General features: G+C 59.0%; 18 protein-coding genes and 1 pseudogene. 11 read left to right on the top strand and 8 right to left on the bottom strand.

The genetic code is table 11. From position 1 onward, the window contains the following. Window positions 1-18: 18 nt before the first annotated feature. The 4 genes from DPQ64_RS10315 to DPQ64_RS10300 all read right to left on the bottom strand — a co-directional run bounded on the left by DPQ64_RS10315 (window position 19) and on the right by DPQ64_RS10300 (window position 4,936). A complete protein-coding gene (locus DPQ64_RS10315; protein WP_115864257.1) occupies window positions 19-909 on the bottom strand; it encodes a hypothetical protein in 891 nt (296 codons plus the stop codon). Further along, window positions 906-1,793 (bottom strand): hypothetical protein, encoded by an 888-nt coding sequence (locus DPQ64_RS10310; protein ID WP_198662089.1) that lies wholly within the window; start codon window positions 1,791-1,793, stop codon window positions 906-908. Before DPQ64_RS10310 ends, DPQ64_RS10315 begins: the two co-directional genes overlap by 4 nt. Before the next feature lie 10 nt (window positions 1,794-1,803). Further along, window positions 1,804-2,946 carry a ribbon-helix-helix domain-containing protein gene (locus DPQ64_RS10305; RefSeq protein ID WP_198662088.1) on the bottom strand — a complete coding sequence of 381 codons (1,143 nt, stop codon included), beginning with the start codon at window positions 2,944-2,946 and terminating at the stop codon, window positions 1,804-1,806. Between the two features lie 250 nt (window positions 2,947-3,196). Continuing rightward, complete coding sequence (locus DPQ64_RS10300; RefSeq protein ID WP_115864255.1) at window positions 3,197-4,936, bottom strand: hypothetical protein; 1,740 nt, start codon at window positions 4,934-4,936, stop codon at window positions 3,197-3,199. Window positions 4,937-5,165: 229 nt separating this feature from the next. On the opposite strand from DPQ64_RS10300, the gene DPQ64_RS10295 reads away from it, so the two are divergent. From DPQ64_RS10295 to DPQ64_RS10275, 5 genes are all read left to right on the top strand, one after another. Further along, on the top strand, window positions 5,166-8,354 hold the full coding sequence (locus DPQ64_RS10295) for a PD-(D/E)XK nuclease family protein (RefSeq protein ID WP_232820553.1): 3,189 nt from the start codon (window positions 5,166-5,168) through the stop codon (window positions 8,352-8,354). Next, window positions 8,347-11,982, top strand: coding sequence for a UvrD-helicase domain-containing protein (locus DPQ64_RS10290; RefSeq protein WP_115864254.1), 3,636 nt, complete (start codon window positions 8,347-8,349; stop codon window positions 11,980-11,982). The genes DPQ64_RS10295 and DPQ64_RS10290 overlap by 8 nt, the downstream gene beginning before the upstream one ends. A gap of 356 nt (window positions 11,983-12,338) precedes the next feature. Then, a complete protein-coding gene (locus DPQ64_RS10285) occupies window positions 12,339-13,157 on the top strand; it encodes a ParA family protein (protein WP_115864253.1) in 819 nt (272 codons plus the stop codon). Continuing rightward, the gene (locus DPQ64_RS10280; RefSeq protein ID WP_115864252.1) at window positions 13,154-13,561 is read left to right on the top strand and encodes a hypothetical protein; all 408 of its coding nucleotides are present in this window, start codon (window positions 13,154-13,156) and stop codon (window positions 13,559-13,561) included. Before DPQ64_RS10285 ends, DPQ64_RS10280 begins: the two co-directional genes overlap by 4 nt. A gap of 273 nt (window positions 13,562-13,834) precedes the next feature. After that, window positions 13,835-15,061, top strand: coding sequence for a tyrosine-type recombinase/integrase (locus tag DPQ64_RS10275; protein ID WP_115864251.1), 1,227 nt, complete (start codon window positions 13,835-13,837; stop codon window positions 15,059-15,061). Between the two features lie 25 nt (window positions 15,062-15,086). Here DPQ64_RS10275 and DPQ64_RS10270 read toward each other — a convergent pair whose 3' ends face one another. Together DPQ64_RS10270 and DPQ64_RS10265 are read right to left on the bottom strand one after the other, a co-directional pair. Continuing rightward, window positions 15,087-15,743, bottom strand: coding sequence for a hypothetical protein (locus DPQ64_RS10270; RefSeq protein WP_115864250.1), 657 nt, complete (start codon window positions 15,741-15,743; stop codon window positions 15,087-15,089). 78 nt (window positions 15,744-15,821) lie between these two features. Further along, window positions 15,822-16,718: a CPBP family intramembrane glutamic endopeptidase gene (locus DPQ64_RS10265; protein ID WP_115864249.1), complete on the bottom strand. Its 897-nt coding sequence runs from the start codon at window positions 16,716-16,718 to the stop codon at window positions 15,822-15,824. A 92-nt stretch (window positions 16,719-16,810) separates the two neighbouring features. Here DPQ64_RS10265 and DPQ64_RS10260 point away from each other — a divergent pair, with 92 nt between their 5' ends. Together DPQ64_RS10260 and DPQ64_RS10255 are read left to right on the top strand one after the other, a co-directional pair. After that, window positions 16,811-17,239: a universal stress protein gene (locus DPQ64_RS10260; protein ID WP_115864248.1), complete on the top strand. Its 429-nt coding sequence runs from the start codon at window positions 16,811-16,813 to the stop codon at window positions 17,237-17,239. Window positions 17,240-17,332: 93 nt separating this feature from the next. Continuing rightward, complete coding sequence (locus DPQ64_RS10255; RefSeq protein WP_115864293.1) at window positions 17,333-19,513, top strand: heavy metal translocating P-type ATPase; 2,181 nt, start codon at window positions 17,333-17,335, stop codon at window positions 19,511-19,513. A 38-nt stretch (window positions 19,514-19,551) separates the two neighbouring features. Here the strand turns inward: DPQ64_RS10255 and DPQ64_RS19570 are convergent, their stop codons facing one another. Both DPQ64_RS19570 and DPQ64_RS10240 read right to left on the bottom strand, forming a co-directional pair. Then, complete coding sequence (locus DPQ64_RS19570) at window positions 19,552-19,773, bottom strand: hypothetical protein (RefSeq protein ID WP_115864247.1); 222 nt, start codon at window positions 19,771-19,773, stop codon at window positions 19,552-19,554. 808 nt (window positions 19,774-20,581) lie between these two features. Beyond that, a pseudogene (locus DPQ64_RS10240) lies at window positions 20,582-20,683 on the bottom strand (SHOCT domain-containing protein); the annotation flags it as partial. 882 nt (window positions 20,684-21,565) lie between these two features. Here DPQ64_RS10240 and DPQ64_RS19970 point away from each other — a divergent pair. From DPQ64_RS19970 to DPQ64_RS10215, 4 genes are all read left to right on the top strand, one after another. Then, a complete protein-coding gene (locus tag DPQ64_RS19970; RefSeq protein WP_232820550.1) occupies window positions 21,566-21,844 on the top strand; it encodes a pilin in 279 nt (92 codons plus the stop codon). Between the two features lie 51 nt (window positions 21,845-21,895). After that, a complete protein-coding gene (locus DPQ64_RS10225) occupies window positions 21,896-23,656 on the top strand; it encodes a hypothetical protein (RefSeq protein ID WP_115864245.1) in 1,761 nt (586 codons plus the stop codon). A gap of 278 nt (window positions 23,657-23,934) precedes the next feature. Then, entirely contained in the window at window positions 23,935-24,555 is a 621-nt protein-coding gene (locus DPQ64_RS10220) for a hypothetical protein (RefSeq protein ID WP_232820548.1), read from the top strand. 2 nt (window positions 24,556-24,557) lie between these two features. Then, complete coding sequence (locus DPQ64_RS10215) at window positions 24,558-25,760, top strand: hypothetical protein (protein ID WP_115864243.1); 1,203 nt, start codon at window positions 24,558-24,560, stop codon at window positions 25,758-25,760. The last annotated feature ends 3 nt before the right edge of the window (window positions 25,761-25,763 follow it).

Here is a 25,763-nt window from a genome sequence, read left to right as displayed (position 1 = left end):
GTCATTATTTGAGGTGCGCTACTGATCCGGGTCCATCGCACTGTCTCCGAAGTAGCTGTTGTCAGTGACCACTGGTTTCGGAACGATCCCTCCGTCGAACTGTGAAATATGACCGAGATACACGGGGAGGAGACCGTTCGCAGCGGCCTCACTCTCAGTACGGTTCAGTCGACGAGTTACAAGTCGGCGTTCAGCATTCGACGCCGTTCGTTCCCACTCGTCGAAAGCGTCGCGGATCCGTCCCCGTTCGCTTGAGGGGACTGTATCGCGATCGACATTCCCCCAGATGTGACCGTGTTCGTTGATATAGATCCGCCCGCCCTCTGGACGGAGAGATTTGTACGCCGCAACAAGTTCCGGATGATCAAAGGCCGATTCAAAGCGGTAGTCCTGCCAGCTCCATCGGAGCACATCATCTGTACAAACCGCCCAAGTCTCGCCGTGATTGAACGGGAGGCCCGTCCAGATTTCCACGACGTTTGTGTCGCTGGGTGGCGTAGGGTCGTTGGAGATCTCCTCGAAATCAAAGTCGCCATCGAGCTTGCCGACATAAACGGGGATATGACCACGGTTAGCACGGGCCTGCGAAGTCCGTTGGTACTGGTCAGCTGGGACTTTTGTCAGTACTTCCCCGGTAGCGGTCAGCCGAAAGCTCCCACGCCCGTTGGTTTTCCCGAGTTCGGTGAGGGCAGTTTTGAGTCCGCCCGGCCGTTCGGTCATCGCCTGGATGTCGCCCATGTGGCTCCACTGGGCCACATCACCGAACTTCCGGGACGAAACGATACTGTATTTCGAACCGCGATATGCAGAGGGCCACGGATGTCCCGGTTCAACCGTCAGCTGTCGCCGGTTGACGGTCGGGACCTGGGTCGGCTCCTGCCTGAGCGACCCGTTTCCCTCAGCGCTCATCGTGACCCCTCTCCTCGATCGTCGCGGCGGTGGTCGTCTTCTGAGAGATCGCTCTCTTCGTAGGACCCCATCGCGGCGACCCAGGCCTCTAACGAGGCTTCCTCTTGCTCAGAGAGCGGATCGGTCAGCCGGGTCGGCTCTTCGACTTCGATCGGCCGCTCGTCAGCGGAGAGATGGCCAACGTAGACGGGGACCATATCGACGTTGCCGCGGTCGCGTCGAAGCTGGAGGAACCGTTTCACCGGGCGAGACAGCTCCCGGAATTGCGCTCGGATATCGGGAGGCGTTTTCTCGTTGGGGATCTGCGTGATGACGTCACCACAGGGCGTGATCACGAACCGACCGCCGTTCATCCGCAGCCGTTTCAGCTCGTCGGTGATCTCTTGGGGCAACGTATCGGCAAATGAGTGCCGAAGCTTCGTTTCGCCGTCCTGCCACCAGAACCGCTCGCCACTGAACGAGTACGTCGCTCCATCATAGACGCTCTTCCAGAGGTCGCCGGGATTGAGTCCGTTCGGACTGATCGGGACGGCGTGCCCCGGTTCATCACGGGGGACGAGCCGGCCGTCGAGGTCCATTTGACCGACGTACACGGTCTTGTACGCGTCTGAACTGCCGTCTCCGGTCTCGATTCGCGTGATAACGGCTCCGCCTTCGGTAACCCGTAGCGCGCCGCCGCTCCGTTTCAGCTCAAGGAGCTCGGTAATGAGGCCGGATGGTACCGGCTCCAGGTCGAAGCGGTCAGTTCCGTTATACGCCTGCCACCAAATGTCGCCGTCCTGGTTTATGCTCAGCCCGTAGCCACGATAGTGGAACGGCCACTCATCACCAGGACTCAGCGCGTCGATCGTCGATTCGGGGGTGGATGTCTCGTTATCGGCCATTGGTGTTAGTCTATTGAGGTTGTGTGGATTCTGTGTCGTTGGATCGGAACGTCTCGCCGGCAGCTGTTAGTTCATAGGCAATACCTCGTTGACCGACCTGGCTCCGGTCGACCAGTCCCAGCTCGTACATTCGACTCGTGAGGCCAGAGCGAATCGTCTCAGCCTGCGAGTTCGACCACTCCGGATTCAGATAAGCTACCCGCTCGGTCAGCGACGTTGGCCGGTTGTCTCCCTCTTCGATTGCTTGAGCGACCTTTTGCATCGCCGTATATTCTTCTTCTCGCACGCCCCGTACGTGCGAGATGTAGAACTGTCGCTCCTCCTGTGAGAGAGACGTGTCGGCGTCGACGCCGTCATCGAGAAGTGGGTTCGAGAGGCTTGCAAACTCCTGGCCAGCGTCCGTGAGCCCGATTTGCTGGGGGCTTTCTCGAACGATGTCGACGAAGGACAGGTGCGGTAGTGCCCCGGTTAATTCATCGTCATGCTCGACGCGTCCGATGAAATGCGTCTCGAATCGATCCATCGATTTGTCGGGATCATCACCTGTGGGCAACGCGGCAGCAAGCTTCTCACCTCGTTTGCGCCCTGCTCGCTCATCGTGAGTTGCGATTTCAGTCCCGATCTTCCGAGCCGTCCTCGCGGCGCGTCGCTGAAACGGCTGGAGATCAAGCCACGGACCGTCGGGGAGCCCCTCGGACGAGTCCAGCAAAGCATTCGCTAATCCCCGAACGACAAGCTTGACGGGGAAAATACGATTGTACTGTCCCCAGAGAGGACCTTTGTCCAACCGCGACTCGTCGGGCGGTGCGACCGTCGGAATGTCGTCGTACTGGTGTCGAGCCAGCGACAGCGTTGTCTTGTTCGTCCGATCAGCCGGCGCAGCATCGTCGGACCGGCGCTCTTGCGCCTGTTCGTGAGCCGAATCGTCGGGCTGGGTCTCCTCAGGCGATGCTTCTATTTCGGACTCTGGCTCTACAGAATTGAGGGCTTCGTCGAGTGATTTGACCTCCTGGGAAGTCTCCTCCTCTTCGAGCTGGATCTGATTCTCGATTGCCGTCCGAACGAACTCCTGCGGGTCATCGTAGTTGCCCGCAGCGACAGCGCGTTTCATCCGGCCGACGAGTGAATCGGGCACGTCTATTACGATATTCACCCTTTGTATCCCCTCGTACCCATTACCATACTCTATGAGTATTTATATTTTTCGTGGGTCTGTATGGGTTTGTGTGAGTGCGAAAGAGACCCCTTGATACTACCATTCCGGTGTTCCAGATGCTTTGCTACCTCCACCATTTCCGAGGCTTCTGCTGGAAACCCACCCGTTTCTTACCAAACATTAGCGGCGAGTACTGAACAGTAGTTTGGGAAGACACACTCAACACCAGATCGTCGAGGCCAAGCAATTAGAACGTGAATCGAAACTCCCCGCTATCCATTATCGAATCGATGGCGTCTTCTCGAAGGTTGTCCCCAGCCCCAGTGATGCGTTGAGCACCCGGAGGGAACTCCCATCCGTTGCGCTTGTAGACGGCTAAGTAGTCAATCTCATCAGAACTGAAGGTTTTCGAGTTCGCATATTGAGTACCAGGACGCCGGAGTTGAACCGTCGTTTGACGTGTCCGTTGCCGGACGTAGTGGAGAAGTCGCTTCGGGGACTCAAGAACCTCTGTAAGGACCTGCAGATCATAGATATCACAGACGTACGGGACAGGCGATATATCCAGTATCTTCGCGAAGTCTCGAGTCGCGATTGACCCATACGATTCTCCAAGTACAAGCCACCGATGTGCATCCGCAAGAGTGGAGGGTTCCAAGCAGATCGTCGTCCCATCCGACGTTTCGATCTCAGTAATCTGGCCAGATTGAACGCCCGTCACCAGCCGATCAGCCTGGTGGTACGCGTCCCCGATTCCCCGTTCGATGTCCTCCTTGATCGCGTCGATGCCCCCGAAATTTCCTTTCCGAGTCTCGGCGCGGAGCTTCTTTCCCTTACATTCGATTATAATGGGTTCATCGTCGTGGAGGATCAGTATATCACCCTCCACTTCCTCTCCGTCGTACTCATAGGTGTAGTTCCGAATGATCTCGTCTTCCGAGAAGACCTTCGAGAGACAGTCCTCAGTCCACTCCTCGAGCCAATCACCGAACCGCAGCTGAAATTCGCCCTGGTACTCCGAATCGATCAAATCGTAGTAGAATGTGTTGGCGAGAGCATAGAGAACGGTACGGGGAAGCGGAAGCAAGTACTCATCATCAGTTCGAACGAACGGCGCTCGTTCTAGTGGATTCACATCTACCGGCGTTCGAAATCCGGAAACAGTGCCCGGTTCGATGGCCAGTCGTTCGAGGAAGTTCTGGAAACGTGGACTGTCGTCGCACCAGTCCACAAGAGTCTCGTCGGATACCCATACCGCCTCGTCCGTGAGATCAATCGCTTTCTGAGAGAAATCTAGCAATGACGGCGACCACCTTGCGACCTCCGTATCCTGTCCCTCTAATTTCGGTGTGATCCAATCCGTGAGTTCACGGGTATAGTAGACGGCATCCTCAATGGAAAAGCCGAGTAGCTCCTCCATTTCCTGCTCCCAGGGTTTGTATGCCCGGTACGCTCTGTCGAGCATCTGAAAACCATCTGCGTGACGCAGCGTCGTGAGTTCACGCCACACCATTCCGAAGCACGGATCCGCCATCGGTGAGTCGAGCGGGAGGTGTGAGTTGCCCTGCCGAGCGTACCAGTTCTTGAGTTCGAGGAGATATGTCGCAATCTGCTCGAACGACTGTGGATCGGTCGTTTCAGTATCCGTCTGGAGGGTAATTCCGACGCCGAACTGGACGAGTCGCGGTGGGAGACCAGGATCCTGCTCCGGTGAGAGCTCCAAACCAGTCGGATTTGATTTTGCACGACTCTGATCAACCTCTCGCAACAGTCTCATCCAAAGTAGATTATGGACATAGAACTGTGTTAGCGTCCGGCGAGTCCCATTCGCGCGAATGATCTGAAGCAAAGAGGAGAGGATCTCATCGCGGTCGGCGTTTGCGAGTGAGTGGTTCCCACGCTGGAGTTGTTCATCTCGACGATGAACCTCAGAAGGGTCAAGATGTTTAGGAGAGTTCGCAAAGGGCGGATCCTCGTTCACATCCATTATTGAATAGTGTTGGGATGGTCTGCCGAAAAATCAATGCTTTCCATTTCTACTAGACAATTGGTAATTTTTGGCACTATTTAGTTCAGCATCCCCCTCCGCTGGCGTCTTTCCATCGAGATCGACGTGCTGTCCTCGAAGTCTGCGGATCAATCTGGGTGACTTCCTTTCAAAGCTGTCGGAACCACCAAGAGTAAAGTGTTACCGATATCTTTGTGAGGGGTGTTCGATGGATTCAACGCTTCTTACCGGCCCGAAACATGTCCGATTGGAACAGAAGTCGTTTCAATTGGCTGATGATATCGCCACCGATTCGCTGGGAAGTGTTCTCTACCTAACTCGGAATGACGCACGCCGAAGTGCGGTTGAGGACAGCTGGGCCGCGTCGCACGACCCACTCCGCCTTCGCGCTGAGACGCTTGATGCGGTCGTTCGTGAGTGGTACGAGCATCTCCACGGTCCGGTCCAACCACTTTCTGGACAGTTGAACCGCCGCCTGGCGGAGTACGCACTCGACAGAACGACAGCCAAAACAGATGGCGCTCTTGCTGGCGAACCGGCCTCGCCCGTTCTCGCGGATTCGTTCAGTAGTCGTTTCTCACTCTTCGATGACGCCGGCGTCGGGACCGTCGACGCACTGGCGGCGGAGTTCGAGGGCTCAACCCTCGATGACCGTATCGCGGCAGCTACTGTCGACGCGTACCGCCACTATCAGGACCTCCATGCTGACTACGTTGATGAGTGGGTCTGTACCCGAGGAGAGATGTTCGACGCCGTCGCGACGGCGGACCAGTCACTATCGACGCTCTCCCCGGAACTGGATGTCGTCGTCCTCTCCGGGTATCACGAGTTCCGCCCCGTCGAACTTCGCCTCATCGAACGCCTCGTCGACGAACTTCCGATGATTGCACTGCTGCCGCTCCATCAGGATGGTCGTAGCGGAGTCGACGCTGTTGCGGAAGATGCCCTGGAGGTCTACGAAGAGCTCGACTTTGAGACAGTAGAACTCGAGCCAGTCGACGAGCCAGGGCGGGCCTTCGGAACGATCACCGAGTCACTCTACCGCCCGGATCCGGATACTGTCCCTGCTCCAGACGCTCTGCGATGGCGTGAACTCCCGACGCCCGAGCGCGAGATTCGCTTCGTCGCTCGCGAGCTCCGAACCGAGTTGGCCGATGGCCGTGACCCCGACGACCTGGCCGTCGTCGTCCCGGGAACCGAGGCCTATTCGGGGTACGTCGAGGACACATTCGATACGTTCAACATCCCGCACGTCACGACCGCCGCCTCACAGCTGAACCGGACGTTCACCGGGAGCGTTGTCCACGACCTCCTGAACCTCGCCGAACTGGATCCGCGGGCGGAGGACCTCACATCCCTGTTAGCGAATCCACTGGTCGACGTCGTTGACACCGACCAAGACAACGCTGTCACGGCAGCTGCTCGCCGACGTGATACTGTTTCTGTATCACCTCTGCTCAATGACGTCGACGACGAAGCGGCGGCTCTGATCGAGGATCTGCTGGCCACCCTGGACTCGCTCAGAACAGAGGACATCGAGGGAGCAACCGAGACGCTCCGGCGACTGTTGAACGACCGGTTCGGCTTGGAGGCGGCAACGGAGGACTACGCTAGCGGCGCCGAGCAAGCCGTCGAACAGCGAGCTTACGACCTCGTGGACGAGGTCCTCTCCTCGTTCGAGTCGCTGGCGGCAGTCAATAGCGACCTCTCCCCGTTGGCACTCTTCACCCGGGCGTTCGATGGTGTGCCGATCCGGGTTCCACAGCGCGCTGCCGGCGGCCATGTCGAAGTGATGGGGCTACTCGACGCCCGGATGCGCTCGTTCGAGAAGGTGTTCCTCGTGGGACTGACGAGCGAGCACTTCCCGGTGACGCCGGAACGCCCGGCCTTCTTCGAGGAGATGACCGACGCCCATCCACGATTCGACACCGGAGACGAGCGCCTCCGAGGGCGTTATCTCTTCGCGACGCTCCTCGCGAACGTCGACGAACTCACGATCACTACACCAGAGACGGGCGACGACGAATCCGCCGTCGTCCGGTCGCCGGTCCTCGACGAACTCCAGCGCGTGACCGGCATCGAACCCGAAGGCGGCGTCGACGACCGCGTGGGATCCCGCGAAGACCTGCAGCGGCACGTCGCTGCAACGGACGACCGGCGTGCGGCAGTCAGCCGCGCCGGCGACCGAGGTGATCTCTCCCCCGAGCAGACGAAGCGCACGGATCGGGGACTCCACTGTGCGGCCAACAGGGGAACGGCTGGCCTCTCCGACCACGACGGCGTGTTGGATCCCGAGACAGTCGATGAGGTATACCCTCTGTCGGAGCGGGAACCCTACAGCGCGAGTCGCATCGAGCGATACGTCGAGTGTGGGTTCAAGTTCTACGCCGACGAAGTGCTCGGAATCGAGGATCCCGACGACGTCGAGGTCGTCCCTACGCCCCTCGAAACCGGATCGTACGTCCACGACGTCCTCGAACGGTTTTTCGCGGATCTGCAGTACGAGACGGAGGATGGTGTCGATCTCACAAACTTCGACCGGGACGACCTGGCGACGCACCTTCGCGAGATTGCCGTCGAAGAACTCCGGGATGCTGACTTCGAGTACGACGGCCTGTTCTACGAACGGTGGAAGGCGGAGCTGTTCGCGGGCCTGGGTGACGGCGAGAGTGCTCCGTACGAGGCCGGGAGCAAACCCCACGACGCACCGGAACAGGGGTTGTTCGCTACCTTCCTCGACAACGAACTCTCGCGGGACGGCACCGCCCGCCCACACCTGTTCGAAGCCCCGTTCGGCGAGGGACTTCCCGACTCGGATGCTGGGCCGTTCACAGTTGAGCGACCGGACGGCTCGACTGTCTCGATTCGGGGATACATCGACCGCGTTGACGTGAGCCCGGGTGGCGAACAACCGACACTCACGCTCTACGACTACAAAACTGGTCGAGTACCGTATATGACGAAGACGACCGGCGGCACGAAGTTCCAACTCCCCATCTATCTGCTCGCTGCCGCCGAGGTCGTCGACGGTGATCTCTTCGAACAGGGCTCGCTCTCGGCGACGTACTATCAGGTGCGACCGCCAAACGACCTCAAGGTTCCACGCGGCGTCGAATCGAAGTTCGATTCAGAGGTCGCACTCCGCCGGTTCCTGAACGATGTCGTTCCGGAGTGGTTGGGCCAGATCGACGAGGCGATCGGCAACGGACGGTTCCACACGACGCTTCTGTCCGCCCGCGGAGCGAACTGCCGATACTGTGACTACCGTCGGGCGTGCGATGTCCGCCATCACCGCAAGCGGGAGTTCGTCGACGAGGTTCACAAGGACGATGCAGCGTATGTTCCGCTCCGTGTTCGCGACGACGAGGACATCGAGGCGGTGATGAGCGATGACTGAGGACCCCGAGGAGATTCAGCTCACAGATGAACAGGAGGACGCGCTCGTCCAGGGCCGGAACGTCGCGATCACTGCCGGTGCTGGGACGGGGAAGACGACAACACTCACCGAGCGGTACGTGACGATCCTGGCCGAAAACCCGTCGCTCACGCCGGAGAACATCGTCACGATCACCTTCACGCGAAAGGCGGCTGCCGAACTGACCGAGCGCGTTCGGGAGGAGGTGTACGACCGGCTCAATGCTGTCGACTCACCAGAGGCCTACAACCACTGGCGAAACGTCCTTGACGACCTGGAGGACGGCTACGTCCACACCATTCACGCGTTCTGTACCCGGCTCTTGCGAGAACGAGCCGTTGAGGCTCCGGTTCCACTCGGCTTCGATGTTCTCGACGAAGACGGTGCAGCGACACTCCAGCGCGAAGTCGTGACGGAGTTCCTTGAACGCAATCAGGACGATGACGATGTTGCGCTCCTTGCCCAGCTCTGGGATCGCGACCAGTTGGTCGATGTACTCGCTGGATTACTCGACGAGCGCCCCCAGAGCGAGTCCGTCCTCAAGGCGTGGCGTGACGCCGATGTCGATGACTACGTCGATATCTGCTGGGAGGTCGTCTGCGATCTCGACGTTGCCGACGCTCGGCAGACGCTGTATGCGGACGGACTCCTCGAGCAGCTACACACCGTCGCGGGCCGCGTCGACCGCGAGAGCGCCATCGTCGACGAGGACGGTCTTCGGGCCTACCGGACCTTCACCGAGGTCTCGACGACACTCCCTGACGATCCCCAGGAAAGCGATCCCCGCGACTGTCAGCGGGCAATCCTCGAGCTATACGAGGCCTGTGAGAAGAAGAACGGTGGCCTGTACAGCAGTTCGGGGTACGTCGTTGGTGACCGGGACGATTGGGGTGAGTACGGTGACGTCTACGACGATCTAAAGGACGCCATCGACGTGGTCATCGCGGGCGTCGAACCGCACGCGGATGCAGTCGAGACGACGCCCGGTGAGCTCGAAGTAAACAGCGCCCATTACGCGCTGGCTCTGATACGGGTCTTCGATGACGTCCTCGCCGCCTACGCCGACGAGAAGGAGCGTCGCGATACGCTCGACTTCCCCGACGTGATCGAGACCACCCTTGAGTTCTTGCGAACGAACGATGCCGTCACGGAGCGGTTACGAGAGCAGTTTGCGGCCGTGATGGTCGACGAGTTCCAGGACACGGACCCGCGACAGTGGGAGTTAGTCAATCTCCTCACGGGCGTCGACGAGCAGACGGCGTCGAACGTCTTCCTGGTCGGCGACGAGAAACAGAGTATCTACGGATTCCGTGGGGCCGACGTTACGACGTTCGGGGCGGCAAGAGCGGAACTCCAGGCCGTTAATGAAGCCCGTGGGGTCGACGATGTCCCCGACAGCGAGGCCGAGAGTCCGACGGCACTCGAACTGTCCGGGAACTTCCGGACGCTGGATGAGCCGCTGTCGTTCCTGAACGAGCTCTTCGAGTACCTGTTCCAGCCGGAGGGTGACAGCCACGAACCCCACGAAGCGCCACCGCAGGAGTTGACCACACAACGCGACCGTATCGAGGACATCGAGGGACTGACCGGGAGTGTCGAGTATCTCGCTGTCCCCGACGACGCTGACACGGCGGCAGAGCTCTTCGGCGACGACCATCCGGTCGCCGAAGGTGCGCTGGACCACACCATCGAGGCCGAGGCGCAAGCGCTCGCTGCTCGACTGACCCACCTGTTCGACGATCCGCCGCAAGTCCAAGACCCTGACACGGGTGCTCATCGCGACGCTACGCCGGACGACACGGCAATCCTCCTCCGCCGGCGAACCCATTTGGATCGGTATCAGCGCGCCCTCGAGGAGTACGACATCCCCTACACTGTCGTCGGTGGCGTCGGGTTCTACGATACGCCTGAGGTCCAGGCGCTTACGAACCTGCTTCGAGTACTCGGTGATCCACAGGACGACGTCTCCCTCTACGGGGTGCTTCGGTCGCCGCTGTTCGGATTCGCGGATGATCGCCTCGCACCGGCGGTCGCAGAGGCTGATTCAGTGTGGGACGCGCTCGCCGAGACGGACGATCCACAGCTCGCGGACGCGTTCGACCTCCTCACCACGTGGCGGACTCTCAGCGGCTGTGCGACGCCGTCCGAAGATGGCGTCCTCCCGTGGAACCGCCTGCTGTCCCGGGTGATCGACGACACCGGGTATCTGGCAAGTGTGAGTGCAGATGAACGCGGTCGACAGGCCGTCGCGAACGTCGAGAAGTTCCGCGACCAGGTCCGTACTTGGAGCGAGAATGGTGTTCACACAGCTGCCGGGTTGCTCCACCGGATCGACCGCCAAGCCGAGATCGACCCTCGTGAGGGGGAGGCAGATATTCCGGGTGACGCTGAGGGCGTCCGGATTATGACGATCCATTCCGCGAAGGGACTCGAGTTCCCGATCGTCACGGTACCCGATCTCGGGAGTGATCTCAACTTCGGTCGGTCCGTCGACGACCATGGCTATGTTCGACTCGTGGACGGAACTGATGACGCGCCGCCGGTCCCGGCGGTCGGCGGGCCGAATCCGGGCGATGCGTTCTCCATCGAGAAGACGGCCGTCCACGAGTACGCCGACCGACGGTCGCGTCCACAGGAGCGGGCGGAGTCGAAACGCCTCCTCTACGTAGCGTGTACACGAATGCGGGATCACCTCCTTCTCTGCGGCACGCACGACATCGATGTCGACGAGTCTGGTACAATCGAACTCGGCGAGCCTGCAGCCTTCGACGACGCAGACCGGTGGCGCGACTGGTTACAGCCACCCCTCCTCGACGGAGCACTCGTCGCCGAGGCGGTTCGTGACGGACAAGCCCGTGGTGAGATAGATGGAGCCAGCTATACTGTTCGCAGGCCGCCGCGCCCAGTAGACTGGTACACCGACGACGACGCTGTTGATTCAGCGCCGGAGATCTCGATTCCTTCACCGCCGTCGTTATCGCCGGCGAAACGGATCGCGGCTACGACCCTCGTGAATGCGGTGGCGGATGCGTCTCCAGACGGTCACAGTTACTCTCAGCGTGAGGAGTCGGCCGGCCTGAGTCCAACGACGTTTGGGACGGTCGTCCACCGGATCAACGAACTTCGTCCACCGAGAGACGAGTGGACCACCCTGATCCGTCGTTTGAGTCGGATGGCTGGTGAGGAGCCGTCAGAATCGGACCTCCGTGATGCTGTCAACCACGCTGCTGATGCAGTCGAATTTGTTGATCGCATCGAGTCTGATACCGAGCTTCAGGGGGTTTACGACGAGTACTCTGTTGTCGCTCGAATCGATGAGTCGCGGATTGTCGGTGACATTGACCGGCTGCTCGTCACGCCGGACGCATTCCACATTATCGACTACAAGACCAACGACCTCTCAGCTACGACATCGGATGGGCTCGCGGAACACTATCGACCTCAGTTGCTCGCGTACGCTCTTGCCCTCATCCAACATGATCGGAATCGTGACGTACGAGCGTCACTCCGGTTTACTGACGAGGGGATAGAGGAGCGGTTCCATTGGGTGTCGGATCAGATGACGGAGATGGAATCTGAACTACGGTCAATGGTGGATTTGGTGGATTAAGCCTCTGTTTTTGCCAATTCACCCACCTTGCGATAGGTCAGGACAAGCTCTTGGTGGCACCCTTCGAGAAACGAATAGAACGAACGAAACGAACGCAACGAGAGTATTTCGAGTAATGAATGAATTTACTGGAACGAGCCGAACCGACGCTGGAACATAGTGTTCGGTGAACGAAACGAGCAAAACGAGAGAAACGAACAATATGATGAAAATGAACGAAACCCCTTCAACGAGTGGAACGAACAGTTGGTTTTAACATCGTAGTAATACTCTCACCGAGTGAAACACCCTCACCGAACGCACCGAACTCAACGACCAAAACGAACGAAACGAACATAACGAGAGTAACGAAAATAATGACCGACACCAATACCGCACGAATCACGGTGGCGAATCAGAAGGGAGGCGCGGGGAAAACAACGGACGTCATTCATACTGGCGGCGCACTTTCCGCCCGAGGCCACGACGTCCTCCTGGTCGATATCGATTATCACGGCGGGCTTACCTGCTCGCTCGGCTACAACGATCTGTACTACGATACCGACCGTACGACGCTGTTCGACGTCCTCGACTTCGACCAGATGGAGTCGGTGAACGACATCATCGTCGAGCACGAGGAATTCGACATCCTTCCCGCCAGCGAGAAGCTCGCGAACAACAAGAACATCCAGACGCTGCTTGAGGCGCCGAAGAGTCGCGAGCGGCTGGAGATGACACTCGACGAGCTCGACAAGGACTACGACTACATCATCGTCGACACGCCGCCATCCCTGAACGTCCTCACCGACAACGCGCTCGTCGCGACTGGCAACGTCGTCATCCCCGTCATTCCCGAGAAGCTCAACGCCAACAGCCTCCAGATTTTCGCTAAGCAGCTGAGCTCCCTCGAACAGGCGTACGGAGACATCAATCGGCTCGCAATCGTCTGTAACCGCGTCGAGCAGAACGCCGAACACCGCGACACCATCGAGGAGATCAAGTCGGCGTACTCTCTCCCGGTGTTCGAGATCCCGAAGCGGACCGACCTCTCTCAGTCGATTGGCGAAGGGGTGTCCGTCTTCGGCTTCGGCAAGGAGAACCAGCGCGTCGAGGATGCACGCGACCTGTTCAACGAGATCGCCGACCTGTTCGACGAGACGTTTGACAAGACCGTACCTGAGGAGGTGGAAGCATGACCGACGGCTGGGGCGATGCTTCCGGCATCGAGGGCAACTACGAAGAGGAGGACGACGAGGCTGATTCCAGCGAAACGAGCGAGGTGAGTGAAACGGTGGAAACCAGTTCATCGACCGAAACGACCGACTCGACTTCAACGAGTGAAACGAACGAAACGAGCAAAACGAAAACGAACATCAAGGACGAGTGGAACGGGCGGACGATCTACATTCCCGACGATGTCCTCGACGAGATGGAGGACACTTACCTCGAGTCCCAGCTGAAGCTCCGCAAGGCGGGCCAGGACGAGTTCAAGAAGAACCGCCACTTCTACCCACTACTCGTTCAGTTCGGTGTTGAGGCGCTCTCTGAGGCGGATGCCGAGGAAATCCAGGCTCGGCTCTCGGAACTCGGCGACGAATGACCTCGCGCAGAACGAGGACCGAGATTTTGTATAGCGGTATACGATATACATCTTCCTGTAGTGCGGAATTCCGGCGCTAAGAGACTTCAGTTCCTCGAATTCCCCCGATGGGCCGAATACAGAATGTGGTCGTGATTATGCTCGTAATCACGACCACTTTGAAGTACCCCGCCGCCGTCGGTGAAGCACGAATGCTGCAACCGCCTCACGACGGCGCTTCCCCTGGGGTAGAGGCACCGAGACCGGGCCCGCAGGACGGTGGAGGGCCGGTGAATGCCTGACCGGGCGCTTTCGACGCCGCTCGACGATAGCTTCGAGCGCTACCTCCAAGACAAGGGGAAAGGCCGCGGCGGCGACGGTGGGAACTATCGACGCAATGCGGCCCGCGAACTCGAGCGGTTCGCGGAGTGGGCCGCCGGCGACCGCGGCGACGACGACTGGACCGGGATCGTCCCCGACGACGTCGACCGCGAGCCGACCTTCGACGATCTTGACGAACGCGTGTTCCGGGAGTACGCCCGGCATCTTGGTGGCGACCGAGGACTCAAACAGAATACGGTACAAACCTATTACCGCTATATCTCTGCGTGGTGCGGGTGGTGTGTCAACGAGGGCTACCTCGAGGCCCACTACGCGCAGCGGGCGAGTGCGATGGCGCCGTTACCGGAGGACGACGGACGCAAGCCCGGCGACCAGCAGGCCTGGACGTCCGAACAGCGCCACGCCCTCACCCGCCACGTCGACGAGCGAGCCCGCCACGCCATCGAGACGTACACGACACTCCCGGAGGATACTGACCCACTCGACAAACAGCGAGCGCGCTACGTAGCGCTGAAGGCGGCTCGTGACCGATCCCTGGTGTTTGTTCTCGCGTATACAGCTGTCCGCGTTGGGGAACTGCTCCGGGATCCGAACGACCCGCGCCGGCGTGGCGTCCGCTGGGAGGACCTCTCCCTCGATGACGGGAGTATAGACGTCTACCGGAAGAAACAGCAGTGGGACGCCGCCAGTCTCCCCGACCCGGTGATCTCACCGCTGCGGAGCTACCGCCAGCTGATGGACCCACCGACGGAGCGCTGGCCGGTGTTTCCCACGTTCGACCAACGGACGCTCGCAGGGCTCGTTCAGGATGAGTTCGCCGACCGAGGGGAACGCCCAGAGGCAATTGCTGAGCGGCGTGAGGAGTACGTTCGCGACCTACTGCTGGCGCTCGATGGGGATATCCGGCCGCCGTCAATCACGACGGACGGCGCACGGTCGATTCTCCAACGGCTCTCGGAGGCCGCAGAAATCGACATCGCCCATCCGAAACACGATTATCTTGCCCCGCACGGTGGTCGACGCGGGATGGGTGAGGTCCTCGTCCGCGCGTTCGGGTACACGGTCGCAGCCCGGTATCTCGATAACTCGGAGGAGATGGTCCGGGAGCGATATTCGCACATCGAGGCCGGAGAACTCGGTGACGTTGCAACAGAGGCGCTCTCAGAGATTGATGGGTAATATAATATCGAGTGAACGACAGAGATTAACCGGCGATCTGTGCGATCGCGATGGCTTCCCGATAGCACGCGACTGCCAGCAACAGATATCCACCGACCAGAAGCGTCCACTCCCGACGCGTCAGCGCCCAGTCGCTGGGTGAACGAACGCGTTCGAACTCTTCCCGCCACCGGGGCCCGGACTCCTGATGCCAGAGCATTACACCTCGTGTCGCGACCACGATCGCAACGAACGCCGTAATCTCCATCGGGCCGCTGCGTTCGATGAGCACGGCCAGCGACGGCGCAATGCGGTCGCCCGTCCCAATGGCGAGTGACCCGGTACCCCAGATCGCTCCGTACCGAGGTGCCTGTACGACCTGGATAACGTACCCGAGCGGAGTATTCACAGACCTGAAGGTGTTCGCTATGACGGCGATCAACGAGACAGCTACATTCCATCCAAACAGCGTCAAGAACTCCCGCGAAACACTTCCTGCGTAGTCCGCGGTCGCGGCGGGGTCTCCACCGCGCAGGAGCCCCTGTGGGAGATGATAATAGCTGAGGATCCATGCCGCCGTGAACACGCTCGCGACGACAAGCCACAGGGAAACGAATCGGACGAGGACATCATCGTGGTTGACGTACCGCCCAATTCGCTCCGAGATTCGACCGACCGGCCCGATCGCTTTCGACGTTACCATACGAACAGACAGTTGTGGATATCCGACAAATACATTATCGAGCTTTATTGCCGCTGGCTAACCGACGTATCGGAGTAGTCACGTGGCGGGCTTCGAGTCTGTTTCTGATGGAAGGCCAGCGTCTTGGGGAGTTGGTGGGTCGCGATTCGCGAGGCGTTCCCCATCGTAGAGGATCACCAAGAGAACGGCAATCAATACGAGTGGAAGGGCCCCTGTAACTTCGGCGAGCAGGTTCAGCCACGGGTCAGGGACACCATTCGGGATGAGCGCTTCCGGGTCAGCGGGATGGAAGATTCCCATCGCATTGACGCCAGCATGGAACACCGCGAGGGCGAGCACGCTGCCGCCGGTGCTGTTGTACATCCACGTCCAGAGGATGGAACCAGCAAGGATGGAGACTATCCAGAGGAGTTGCTGGGAGAGCGGCCAGCCGCCGTGGGTGGTCGTCGCGTTCAGGAACAACGGGAGATGCCAAGCAGCCCACGTGACGCCCACGATGACACTTGAGGTCAGCGCGCTGTAGGAGTCCTGCAGGATAGGCAGCATGAAGCCACGCCAGCCGAGATCCTCCTGACCGCCACCCCACACGGTTCCCCACACCATCGCGAACAGGTAGATGAATGGCGATTCGAATTCGGTGAGGTCGATTGGGCCGCCAGCTAAAACGAACAGCAGGACACCCAATGAGAGAATAATCAACGGGAGCCCGAACGCGAGCGCCCACCATTTCGCACCGATTCGCCATTTGAACATCTGGCCGATCCACCTGCGGAGGCTTCCACCGGAGGCCCAGATGACGACTGCGGCACCAATTGGCGGACCGAACCCGCCGAAGCCGATCAGGATTGAGTGCGTCCAGGAGGCTTCCATACCCGAATACGCGAGCGCACCTTGGATCGTCCAGGTGAACGCATACGCGATTGCGACGAAGCTTACGAGACGATGCTGATCGATCCACATGCGGACATTAGACATACCAACGAGTGGGACCACATCGCAGTTAATGGTACGCCAGGTGCCGAGTTTTCGGCACTACACTCTTCTGAACACGTCTCGAATCCACTCGTATGTCCGACGACGTTCTCGTCGCTTTCGACGGTTCTCCGCTTTCCGAGCGTGCGCTCACCTACGCTCTCGAAAACTTCCCCGACGCCACCATCACCACACTGTACGTTATCAATCCGATTGACTCAGTAATCGACGTGGAGGCTGGTGGCTTGCCAGTCGCGGAGGATTGGTACGACAACGCCCAGGAACGCGCCACCCACATCCACACGACGGCGACAGATATCGCGGCGGAACACGATATTGCTCTCGACACCGTCACTGAAGTCGGAAAACCGGCGCGTGAGATTCTCGACTACGCTGTCGGCAACGGCATCGACCAGATCGTTATGGGTAGCCACGGTCGGTCCGGCCTAGACCGGACGTTCCTCGGAAGTGTCGCCGAGACAGTCACTCGCCGAGCACGGATTCCGGTAACGATCATTGGATGAAATCCTCGACTCGTGTACCGAGATTAGGATTGGATGAATGCTCGTGGGCCCACCTCAAACGTGAAATCAAACCAAATCATAGGTACCGAGAACGTGGCTGTTACTGAATCACCACCTCTCTCAACGTGTACGATCCACATTGAACGACGAGGTGGTCGTGGCGACGCGGGAGCACGGGCGCTCGAACGACATCTTAGGCGTCTCTCCGGCGTTCACGATGTCGACGTCTCGTTTCGAACAGGGGACGCCCAGATCACCTACGACGGGAGCATCACCTCAGAAGAAACGATTCGAGACGCTGTCCGCGACCGCCACGTGTCGATTCAGGACGAATCTGAGACAGCAACGGATGACGTAAGTACCCGCTCGGAACTCAGGCGGGAGGCCGTGTTCGTCGGTCTGACGCTCCTCGGGATGGCAGTCGGCCTTGTGATGGGGTGGCTCGAAGGACCACCGCCCCTCATGTGGGCCGGGTACGGCGTCGCATACGTCTTCGGCGGGTGGTACGGGCTCAAAGGCGCGATCGAGACGCTCCGCCACTATGCGGTCGATATCGACCTCTTGATGATCGTTGCCGCACTCGGCGCCCTCTCGATTGGCGCACCATTCGAGGGCGCGATGCTGCTGTTCCTGTTCTCACTATCGAACACTCTCCAGCACTACGCGATTGGCCGCTCGCGACGGGCGATCAAGTCACTCGTCGAGATGCGGCCGGACGAGGCACAGGTCCTCCGCGACGGTGAAGAGGTCACTGTGCCCATCGACGAGGTCGCCGTGGGTGACGTGTTCGTCGTCCGTCCCGGCGACAGGATTCCGCTCGACGGCGTCGTCGCATCTGGCGAGGGAACGGTCGATCAGGCGTCGCTCACTGGCGAATCAGTGCCCGTGCCGAAAGAGCCCGGAGATGAGGTGTTCGGCGGGACGATCAATGAGAGCGGCAGCTTGGAGATTGAGGTCACGCGGCAAGCCCACGAGTCGGCGATCAGCCGTCTCATCCACATGGTCGAGCGCGCCCAGAGCGAGAAGGCGCCGACACAGCGGCTCATCGACCGCCTCGAACAGCCGTACGTCCTCGGCGTGTTCGGGCTCACAATCGCAGCGATCGCCATCCCGCTCGCGCTCGGAAGCGAATTTACCAGTACGTTCTACCGCGCGATGACCCTGATGGTCGCTGCCTCGCCGTGTGCGGTCATCATCTCCACGCCGGCGGCGGTGCTGTCGGCGATCGCCTCCGGCGGCAGGCAGGGCGTCCTGTTCAAAGGCGGCGAACACGTCGAGACGGCCGCGAACATCGACGCGGTCGCGTTCGACAAGACGGGCACACTCACGCGGGGCGAGACGCAGCTGACGGACGTATTCGTCCGGGACGGTCTTGGGGACGAGTCACCGACTGCTGACGAACTGCTCTCGCTCGTGGCCGCCGTGCAGGCCCGCTCGGAGCATCACTTGGCTCGTGCGACCGTCTCGGAGGCCGAAGACCGCGCGCTCGACGTTCCCGACGCGCGACGGTTTCAGTCGGAGGCCGGGAAAGGCGTCCGCGCCGATGTCGACAACAGAACCATCCATATCGGGAATCGAAGTTACGTCGAGACGGTTCTCGAAGACGCCGTGATTGAGGGCCTTGAACCTAGTCTTGCTCGGCTCCAGACCCTGGAGGCCGAGGGGAAGACGAGCGTCCTCGTCGCCCGCGAGAACGGCGACGATGTCACAGTACTGGGATGGTTGGCGTTCACCGACACGGTTCGCCCTGGGGCTGCAGAGATGATCGAGGACCTTCGATCGCTCGGCGTGGAGCACATCGTCATGTTGACCGGCGACAACGAACGCGTCGCCCAGCAGATCGCCGACGAAGTCGGTATCGACGAGGTGCAGGCGGAACTGCTGCCGGAAGAGAAGGTAGCGACCATCGAAGAGCTAGTCGAGCGATACGAGAACGTGGCGATGGTGGGTGACGGAGTGAACGACGCACCGGCATTGGCGACGGCGACTCTCGGGATCGCCATGGGTGGCGCCGGGACTGACGTTGCTCTCGAAACGGCTGACGTCGTCCTGATGGGCGACGACATCGGGAAGATTCCCTACGTGCTCGGACTCGGTCGCAGGACGCGCCGGACGCTGACAGTCAACCTCGCAATCGCATTTGGTGCGATTGCGCTGATGGTTGGCACGATTCTATTACGTGGTATCCCCTTACCGCTGGCCGTGGTCGGCCACGAGGGATCGACGGTCCTCGTGTCCCTGAACGGGCTTCGATTACTCGGTTTCCGCAAATAATCGGTCGCTGAAGGCGACGAATGGACCGATAGCGCCGATCAGCAACAACTAGTGCCGTCGGGAGTCCACTTGCACGCATTCCTGGTAGTGAGGTCGTTCTCGTCGATATATGCGGACAGACAGGCATAGTTACAGAAATACGTGGGTGAGCCACACTCGTCATCGCAATCGCGGACGCAGATTGGATCGTGGTCGAAGATCCTGGATTCACAGTACGCACATGTCTCGTCTGTTTCGGGTGTTGAGACAGTCGTCGACATACTCGTGTTGAGGAGCTGCCCACAGAAAACGTTTCTTCGGGCTGTGATCAGTGAAGAAGTCTCGGTCACCCTCTCCTCCTCGAATTAGCAGTCTTCCTACCACTTTTTCGAACAGAGTTGAAAGCAGTCACCTGTTACAAATCCTCAGGTCTCGGTTTGAGTCGTCCGTCGGTATCCTTCGTACAGGGCGGGTAACCCAAGAGGGAGTGCGAGGAATCCAACCCCGAGAAGGACATATCGGTCTCTATCCTGGTGTCGCATGACGAGGATGGTTGTGACGATGCCGAACAGTGCAATGACGTATGCGGTGTTGCTCCAGAGCACGTCGTAGGTCGAACAGTACAGCCAGCAAACGAACGTGTAGGCCGGGCGTTCCAGGTCGGTGGATGGAGTTTCGGCCAGAAGAACCGGCAGTAGGAGGTCCAGCCCAGCATCGCCACGGTCGGCAACCCAATGAGCCACACCGCTGCCCCACGATTCCCGTCGCCGTATCGCCGGTATCCAGCGAGGAAGAGTGCAGGAAAGCAGAAGACCCACAGCCAGATGCCGATAGTGTAGGTCACCGGCCAGTGTTCGATTCGGGGCTGTACAATCGGTAATCGTAGAGACTCGGGCATCGTCGCCCACGGGAACGAGGGGTCGGGAACGGGATTCGTGAGGTACGCGACCAGACAGAGTCCCGTCCCGACGAGGAGTCCGTATACTCCCAGCGTCGTGTATCGGTCGAGCCACGCTGGAAGTTGCGGACGCGTCGACTGTTGACGGTGGTCGGGGAAGCCGGTCATCGTTCAAGTTTGCCGGACGGGAATCAGGTATCTCGTTCGAGTGCTTCGCGTCGCTGTTCGTATTCCTCGTCGGTCAGCTCACCACGGGCGTAGGCGAGCCGGAGTTCCTCGAGGGCTTGGTCTGAAGTTCCTTGCGAGTGAGATCGAGCCGCTGGAGCAACAGCTCGACGCTGCGTACGAGACCTTCCAGCAGGAGCACGAACACGAACAGGAGCTCGCCGAAGCAGTCGATGAAGCGACCGCACCCGAGGCCCTCCCACCGATTTACTACAAGGTCGCGATCGCTGTACTGCTGATGCTGTTGTTGATCATAACCGGACTTTAGCTGGGAAATATCTCTTTCAGCGTTGCGTTCGGAGTACGTCGCTCGCGTATCAGTGGTTCTTGATGGAATCGAATCTTGAGGACGATGGCTTTGACGTTCGGCTCGGCTATTCTCCGAAGTTTGTGGGGTTATAATTTCCGTCTCAGCTATCTTTTTGCGAAAAGTACTAGGTATGTTTTCCAGTACTAGTTTATTGTTGGGTATAATTGACCAGAATTTCTGTCGTTGTCGACGTATCATCTATTGTCGGAGGCGTTTCCCTACAGCATTATCTACGCCAATTCTAGAAATATACTGACTATTTTTGGCCGAACAGAAAGTATATGCAACCGTGGCCAGCACCACGAGTTACCGCCGAACCGCGGTCGCAAAATCGCGGACCAAGACGATAGACCGCTGATCCAGGAGTACCAACTACACCGACCTCGGTATTGGTCTGCAGTTGACCGACACGACCGCGTTCAGGTGACAGACCAACTCTATGAACGACCACACGACAGACCCTCCAAACGAGGAATCGACCACATGCTCCAGTGACGATTTACACACTGTGGCCCTACTTAGACGCCGTTACCAGACAACCATCACTCAGGCTGCTCCGCGAGCTACTACCCTAGCATTAGGGCTTGCATTCTTCGTCGCCGCTGTCGGCCCTGCCGCTGCGCAAAACCAAGTCGGTGACGTGTACTGCAATACTGGCGTTGCGACCGGGATCAATCTCGTGTTCAGCGCGGTCGCCGGACTCGGACTTCCTGCAACTGGCTACTACACCGGCAAGGCTGGGCTCTCGTACATGCGTGCGGGCGGCAATCCAGAGAAAAAGAACGAGGCCAAGGAGAAACTCGTCATGTCCGGCATCGGGTTCGGCATCGTCGTGCTTGCGCTCGTCTCGCCCGAACTCATCGACAAGGTCGGCAGTCAGATGGGCTTTGGCTTCTCGGACTGCGTGAAGCCCTTCTAAACCAACTTCGGATTGTCAACGAACTGTCCCCGCGCCCCTCCCACGGAATAGATGTCCGCCCTCCGTCCCATGGCCGCCGTGCTTGCCCTCCTCCTCGTGAGTAGCACCGCTGGGATTGTCGTCGCAGGAGGGATGGATGCCATCACATCCCCGGACTCGGGTGATGCTGTTCCTAACGACGGCCCAGCCTACGGTGTCAACAATAGCACCTTCCAGCGGCTCTGGTCGGAAGATGTCGACAACGGCACCCTCTCGGCTGACGATTTCGATAACGGAACTGCGTCATCGCGCGCAGAATTCGCGCACCGACTTGCCCGCTCAACGGACATTCCGTTCGCTCGTCCACCGCAGGCTCCCGACGACTGGAACACTGGTGATTTCGGCGATTACAATCCCGGTGGCCGCCACTCGTCGGTTCATCCTAGCGGAGCCTCCCTCGAAGATGGCGCGTACATCAAGGATGCGTATGTCAGCATCTTCGCCACTCAGCCGTCGACAATTCTCCACCAGACGAACGGGACGACACAGTATGTTGCTCCAGATGGCCAGGTCCGCGCGCTTAGTGACTACCGTATTGCCGTTCCCGAGGACGATCAAAATGGGTCGCACCGTGAACGCTGGTCAATCGACCGAACGAGGGTCGAGTCCGTAACACTCTCCGCTGATAGGCAATCCATCGACTCGGGAAGCGGTCATCAAGCCACGCTCCAGTTTACCAACCTTTCTGGATCGACGCAACTGACTGTCGAAGCCACTATCACGGTGACACTCCGGCACGTCACGCTGAATTGCTCGGACTGGAATACCTCGGTATCCAGTTGTGGCGGCGACTGGAATCGGGAGGTCGAAACTCGTGAAGCATCGAAAACGGTGTCGACGTCACAGACCGTCGTTGTCAACCGACTCTCGGATATCGCTGGGAACCGAGTTCAGTTCGAGGCAAACGAGGACCGAGTCGGCGCAGTCATCCATCCAAATACTGAGTGGTCGACAATCACGGTTGAGGACGACATTCAGGCCCGGAGCAACTGGTGGTTCTACACGGCAGGGAAATCCGGCTGGCAGACGGTGGTCACGAGTACTGCGACTAATACATCTCGTGCAATCTCGTTGGTGCGTCCTGTCCAGATTCATGCGTTTCCGAGTCAGCAAGCACCGTACGTACCGACTGACCTGACTGACCATGGTGAGCGCCCGCTTGCTATCGAGGAAACATGGGGAACCGAGCAGGCAGGGCCATCGCTACCGCCGAACATCGACCTTGAGTCTGCTGATTCGTACGTGAACGCAGATTCGATTGCGGTGAGTTCCACAACTCTCGACAAGACCGATCTCCAGGAGGTTACGGTACACGGTATCGTTCGTGGGCAATCGCGAACAGTCTCGCTCTCCGAACAGCAGACCGTCCGTGAGACGAATCTGTCCCTAACCGTCACCGACGCTAACGCGACCCACGCAGTTGTCCGTGCAACGGTGACGGAGACCGCGACCGGCGACGCTGTCACGACTGGCCGCGTGATAATTGAGAACCAGACCGCAGTCCTCAACAATAGCGGGATGGCGGTCATCACCATCTCAAACCCGGCAATTATCGTTCGAGGCCAGTACGCCTCAGCCCCATGGTGGCGGACTGACCAACCCTATGCAACGTCGGAAGATGTGGCAAAGACGCCTGCAGACTTCCCTGACCTTCAGTCGCTCATCCAACTCGCTGTCGTGACGATGCTCTGGTTCATTCCGCTCGCAGCCTTGGTCTTCGGCTTCAACTACATGTCCGACGGTGCGTTGCTCGGACTCTCAAACCAATCATGAACGACAACACAAACTCCCCCAATCATAGCAGGAGTATCGTCCGTCGAACAGTCTTCAGTGGACTCAGCGGAACGCTCGTTGTACTCGCTGGCTGTAAAGATAACTCTGAGACTGATAATGATTCCTCCATCAATAGTACTGAGACGACAACTGAACCGTCTGGGTCACAGTCTGACGTATTCATCGATGTTCGAGTTGACGGCAACCAGCTAATCGTGGCACTCGCTCCTGATACGTCCGCTGATTGGGTACATCGTTTGGGGCCAGACGGGAATCTCATGGAGAAGACGAAGGTTGCACCGGACAGCCAGGAAGCGGAGTTTGATCTTGTCGGACAGAGCGTCGACGGGTATACACCGGGAGAGCATCAGCTCGTCGCCGTCAAGAACGACGAGTCAATCGATGAGATGACGGTCGATCTCGAACCAGAAGTGACACTCACCAGTTTCCGATGGGCGAAAAACAACCCGGATGTGGAGTGGGACAAGTCAGCGAACAACTGGGTAACACACGCTGCATTTCGCGTGCAAAACACGGTGAGCGGCCCCGCAATACGTACTCGTACTCGCTGGCGGCACGCGCCGTTTGTCCTTCGAACTGACGAAGAGGGACAGACGTTTGACCATACGAAGACGCTCCCACCAGATCAAACAACGACTATCTATGCGATACCGCCAGTTTACGAGACCAGCGGTGGCCTCGTCGGTGCATCTTCTGTCGAATGCGAGAATATCGATACGAAAACGATGCGCCTGACCGCGATTGTCAACCCTGGTTCTGACTTGACGTACTCACAGACGGTTGAATACAGTGGCGAGGAAGGCGCGTGCGAACTCACCATTGTCGATAGCAAGACTGCGAACTCTCCACAAATATCGGGTAACGGGAGTGAAACCTGAACATGGGATGGCTGGAAAAGCAGGTAGAGAACGCCATCAACGATGTTCTTACGCGGATAAAGGACGGACTGCTTGGGTTAGCGGAAGACCTCTTCCAAGCACTTTTGGAACCGATTGTCGGTGTTCCGGCCCCAGAATCCAATGCCCGATACATCGTTGTTGGAACGCCATCAAACGACCCATGGCAGTCCATCTACGAAGACTTCTATCTCCCGTATATCCTGCCACTGACGATCATGCTGTTAATCGTCGCGCTTGCGTTTATCGGGCTTCGTGCAGGGTCGATTAGCAAGTATCGACGGAAGCGCCTCCTCCGACGTATTGGTATCGTGTTCATGGGGTCGTTCGTCTGGTTTCCGCTCATCTCGATACCGCTCCAGTTCGTGAACGCGATTGGAATGACGCTCGCCCCCGTCGAAGAGATGTCCGCAGGGTTTGGCGGGTTAGCAAAAGCTGGACTCGGCGGTCTAATTACGACGCTAGTGATGGTGTTCGTAGAGAACGTCCTTCTGCTTGTGGCCGCCTTCGTCTATGGTCTTCGATGGCTGGGAGTGATCGTACTGACGCCGTTGATGCCGCTACTCGGCGTTTTATGGGCCGTTGAGGTCTGGCCGCTAAATTCCGTGTCGAACATTGCTCGGCGCGGAGCGAGTATCTACCCAGGACTCATCATTGCTGGGCTTCCGGCGGCAGTACTGTTCCGACTAGGCTGGCAGACTGACCCAGCTAGCGGACTGAGCGCGTTGTTTGCGCTGATACTCGGTCTATCGCTCATTCCGGCAGCCTGCATTGCGAGTATTCTAACCGTCTACTGGAGTGCGCCGACACTCCAACGGATTGCCCACTCCGGTGCGGGAACAACCACGAAAGGAGCCCCGAAAGCAAAGAACGCCGCGAAGAAAGGGGCTAGGAAATCGGTTCGCGGTGCCCGAAACGTGCATCGAGGATACGCCCAGAATAGTCACGGACCAGTAACGCAGAGTGGCCAGACCCAACTCGGGAGCGGTAACTCGAAGGCCTACAAACTAGGGTCGTCCGCTCAGTCCGCAAAAACACACGCAGGCCGCTATAACGATCTCCGGAAGTCGGATTCGGGCCGGATGCGTGACCAAGCGGAAGCAGACGTAACGCATGCAACACAGGCCGCGAAGGCGCGGTCGAAACAGGCATTCAGAAATACGAAGGAGAAGGTTTCACGGTGGTAATTC

The sequence above is a fragment of the Halorussus litoreus genome, assembly GCF_003382685.1.
GTDB lineage: Archaea > Halobacteriota > Halobacteria > Halobacteriales > Haladaptataceae > Halorussus > Halorussus litoreus.
The sequence above is the reverse complement of the archived record's forward strand: the minus strand, read 5'-3'. Positions and strand labels throughout refer to the sequence as shown.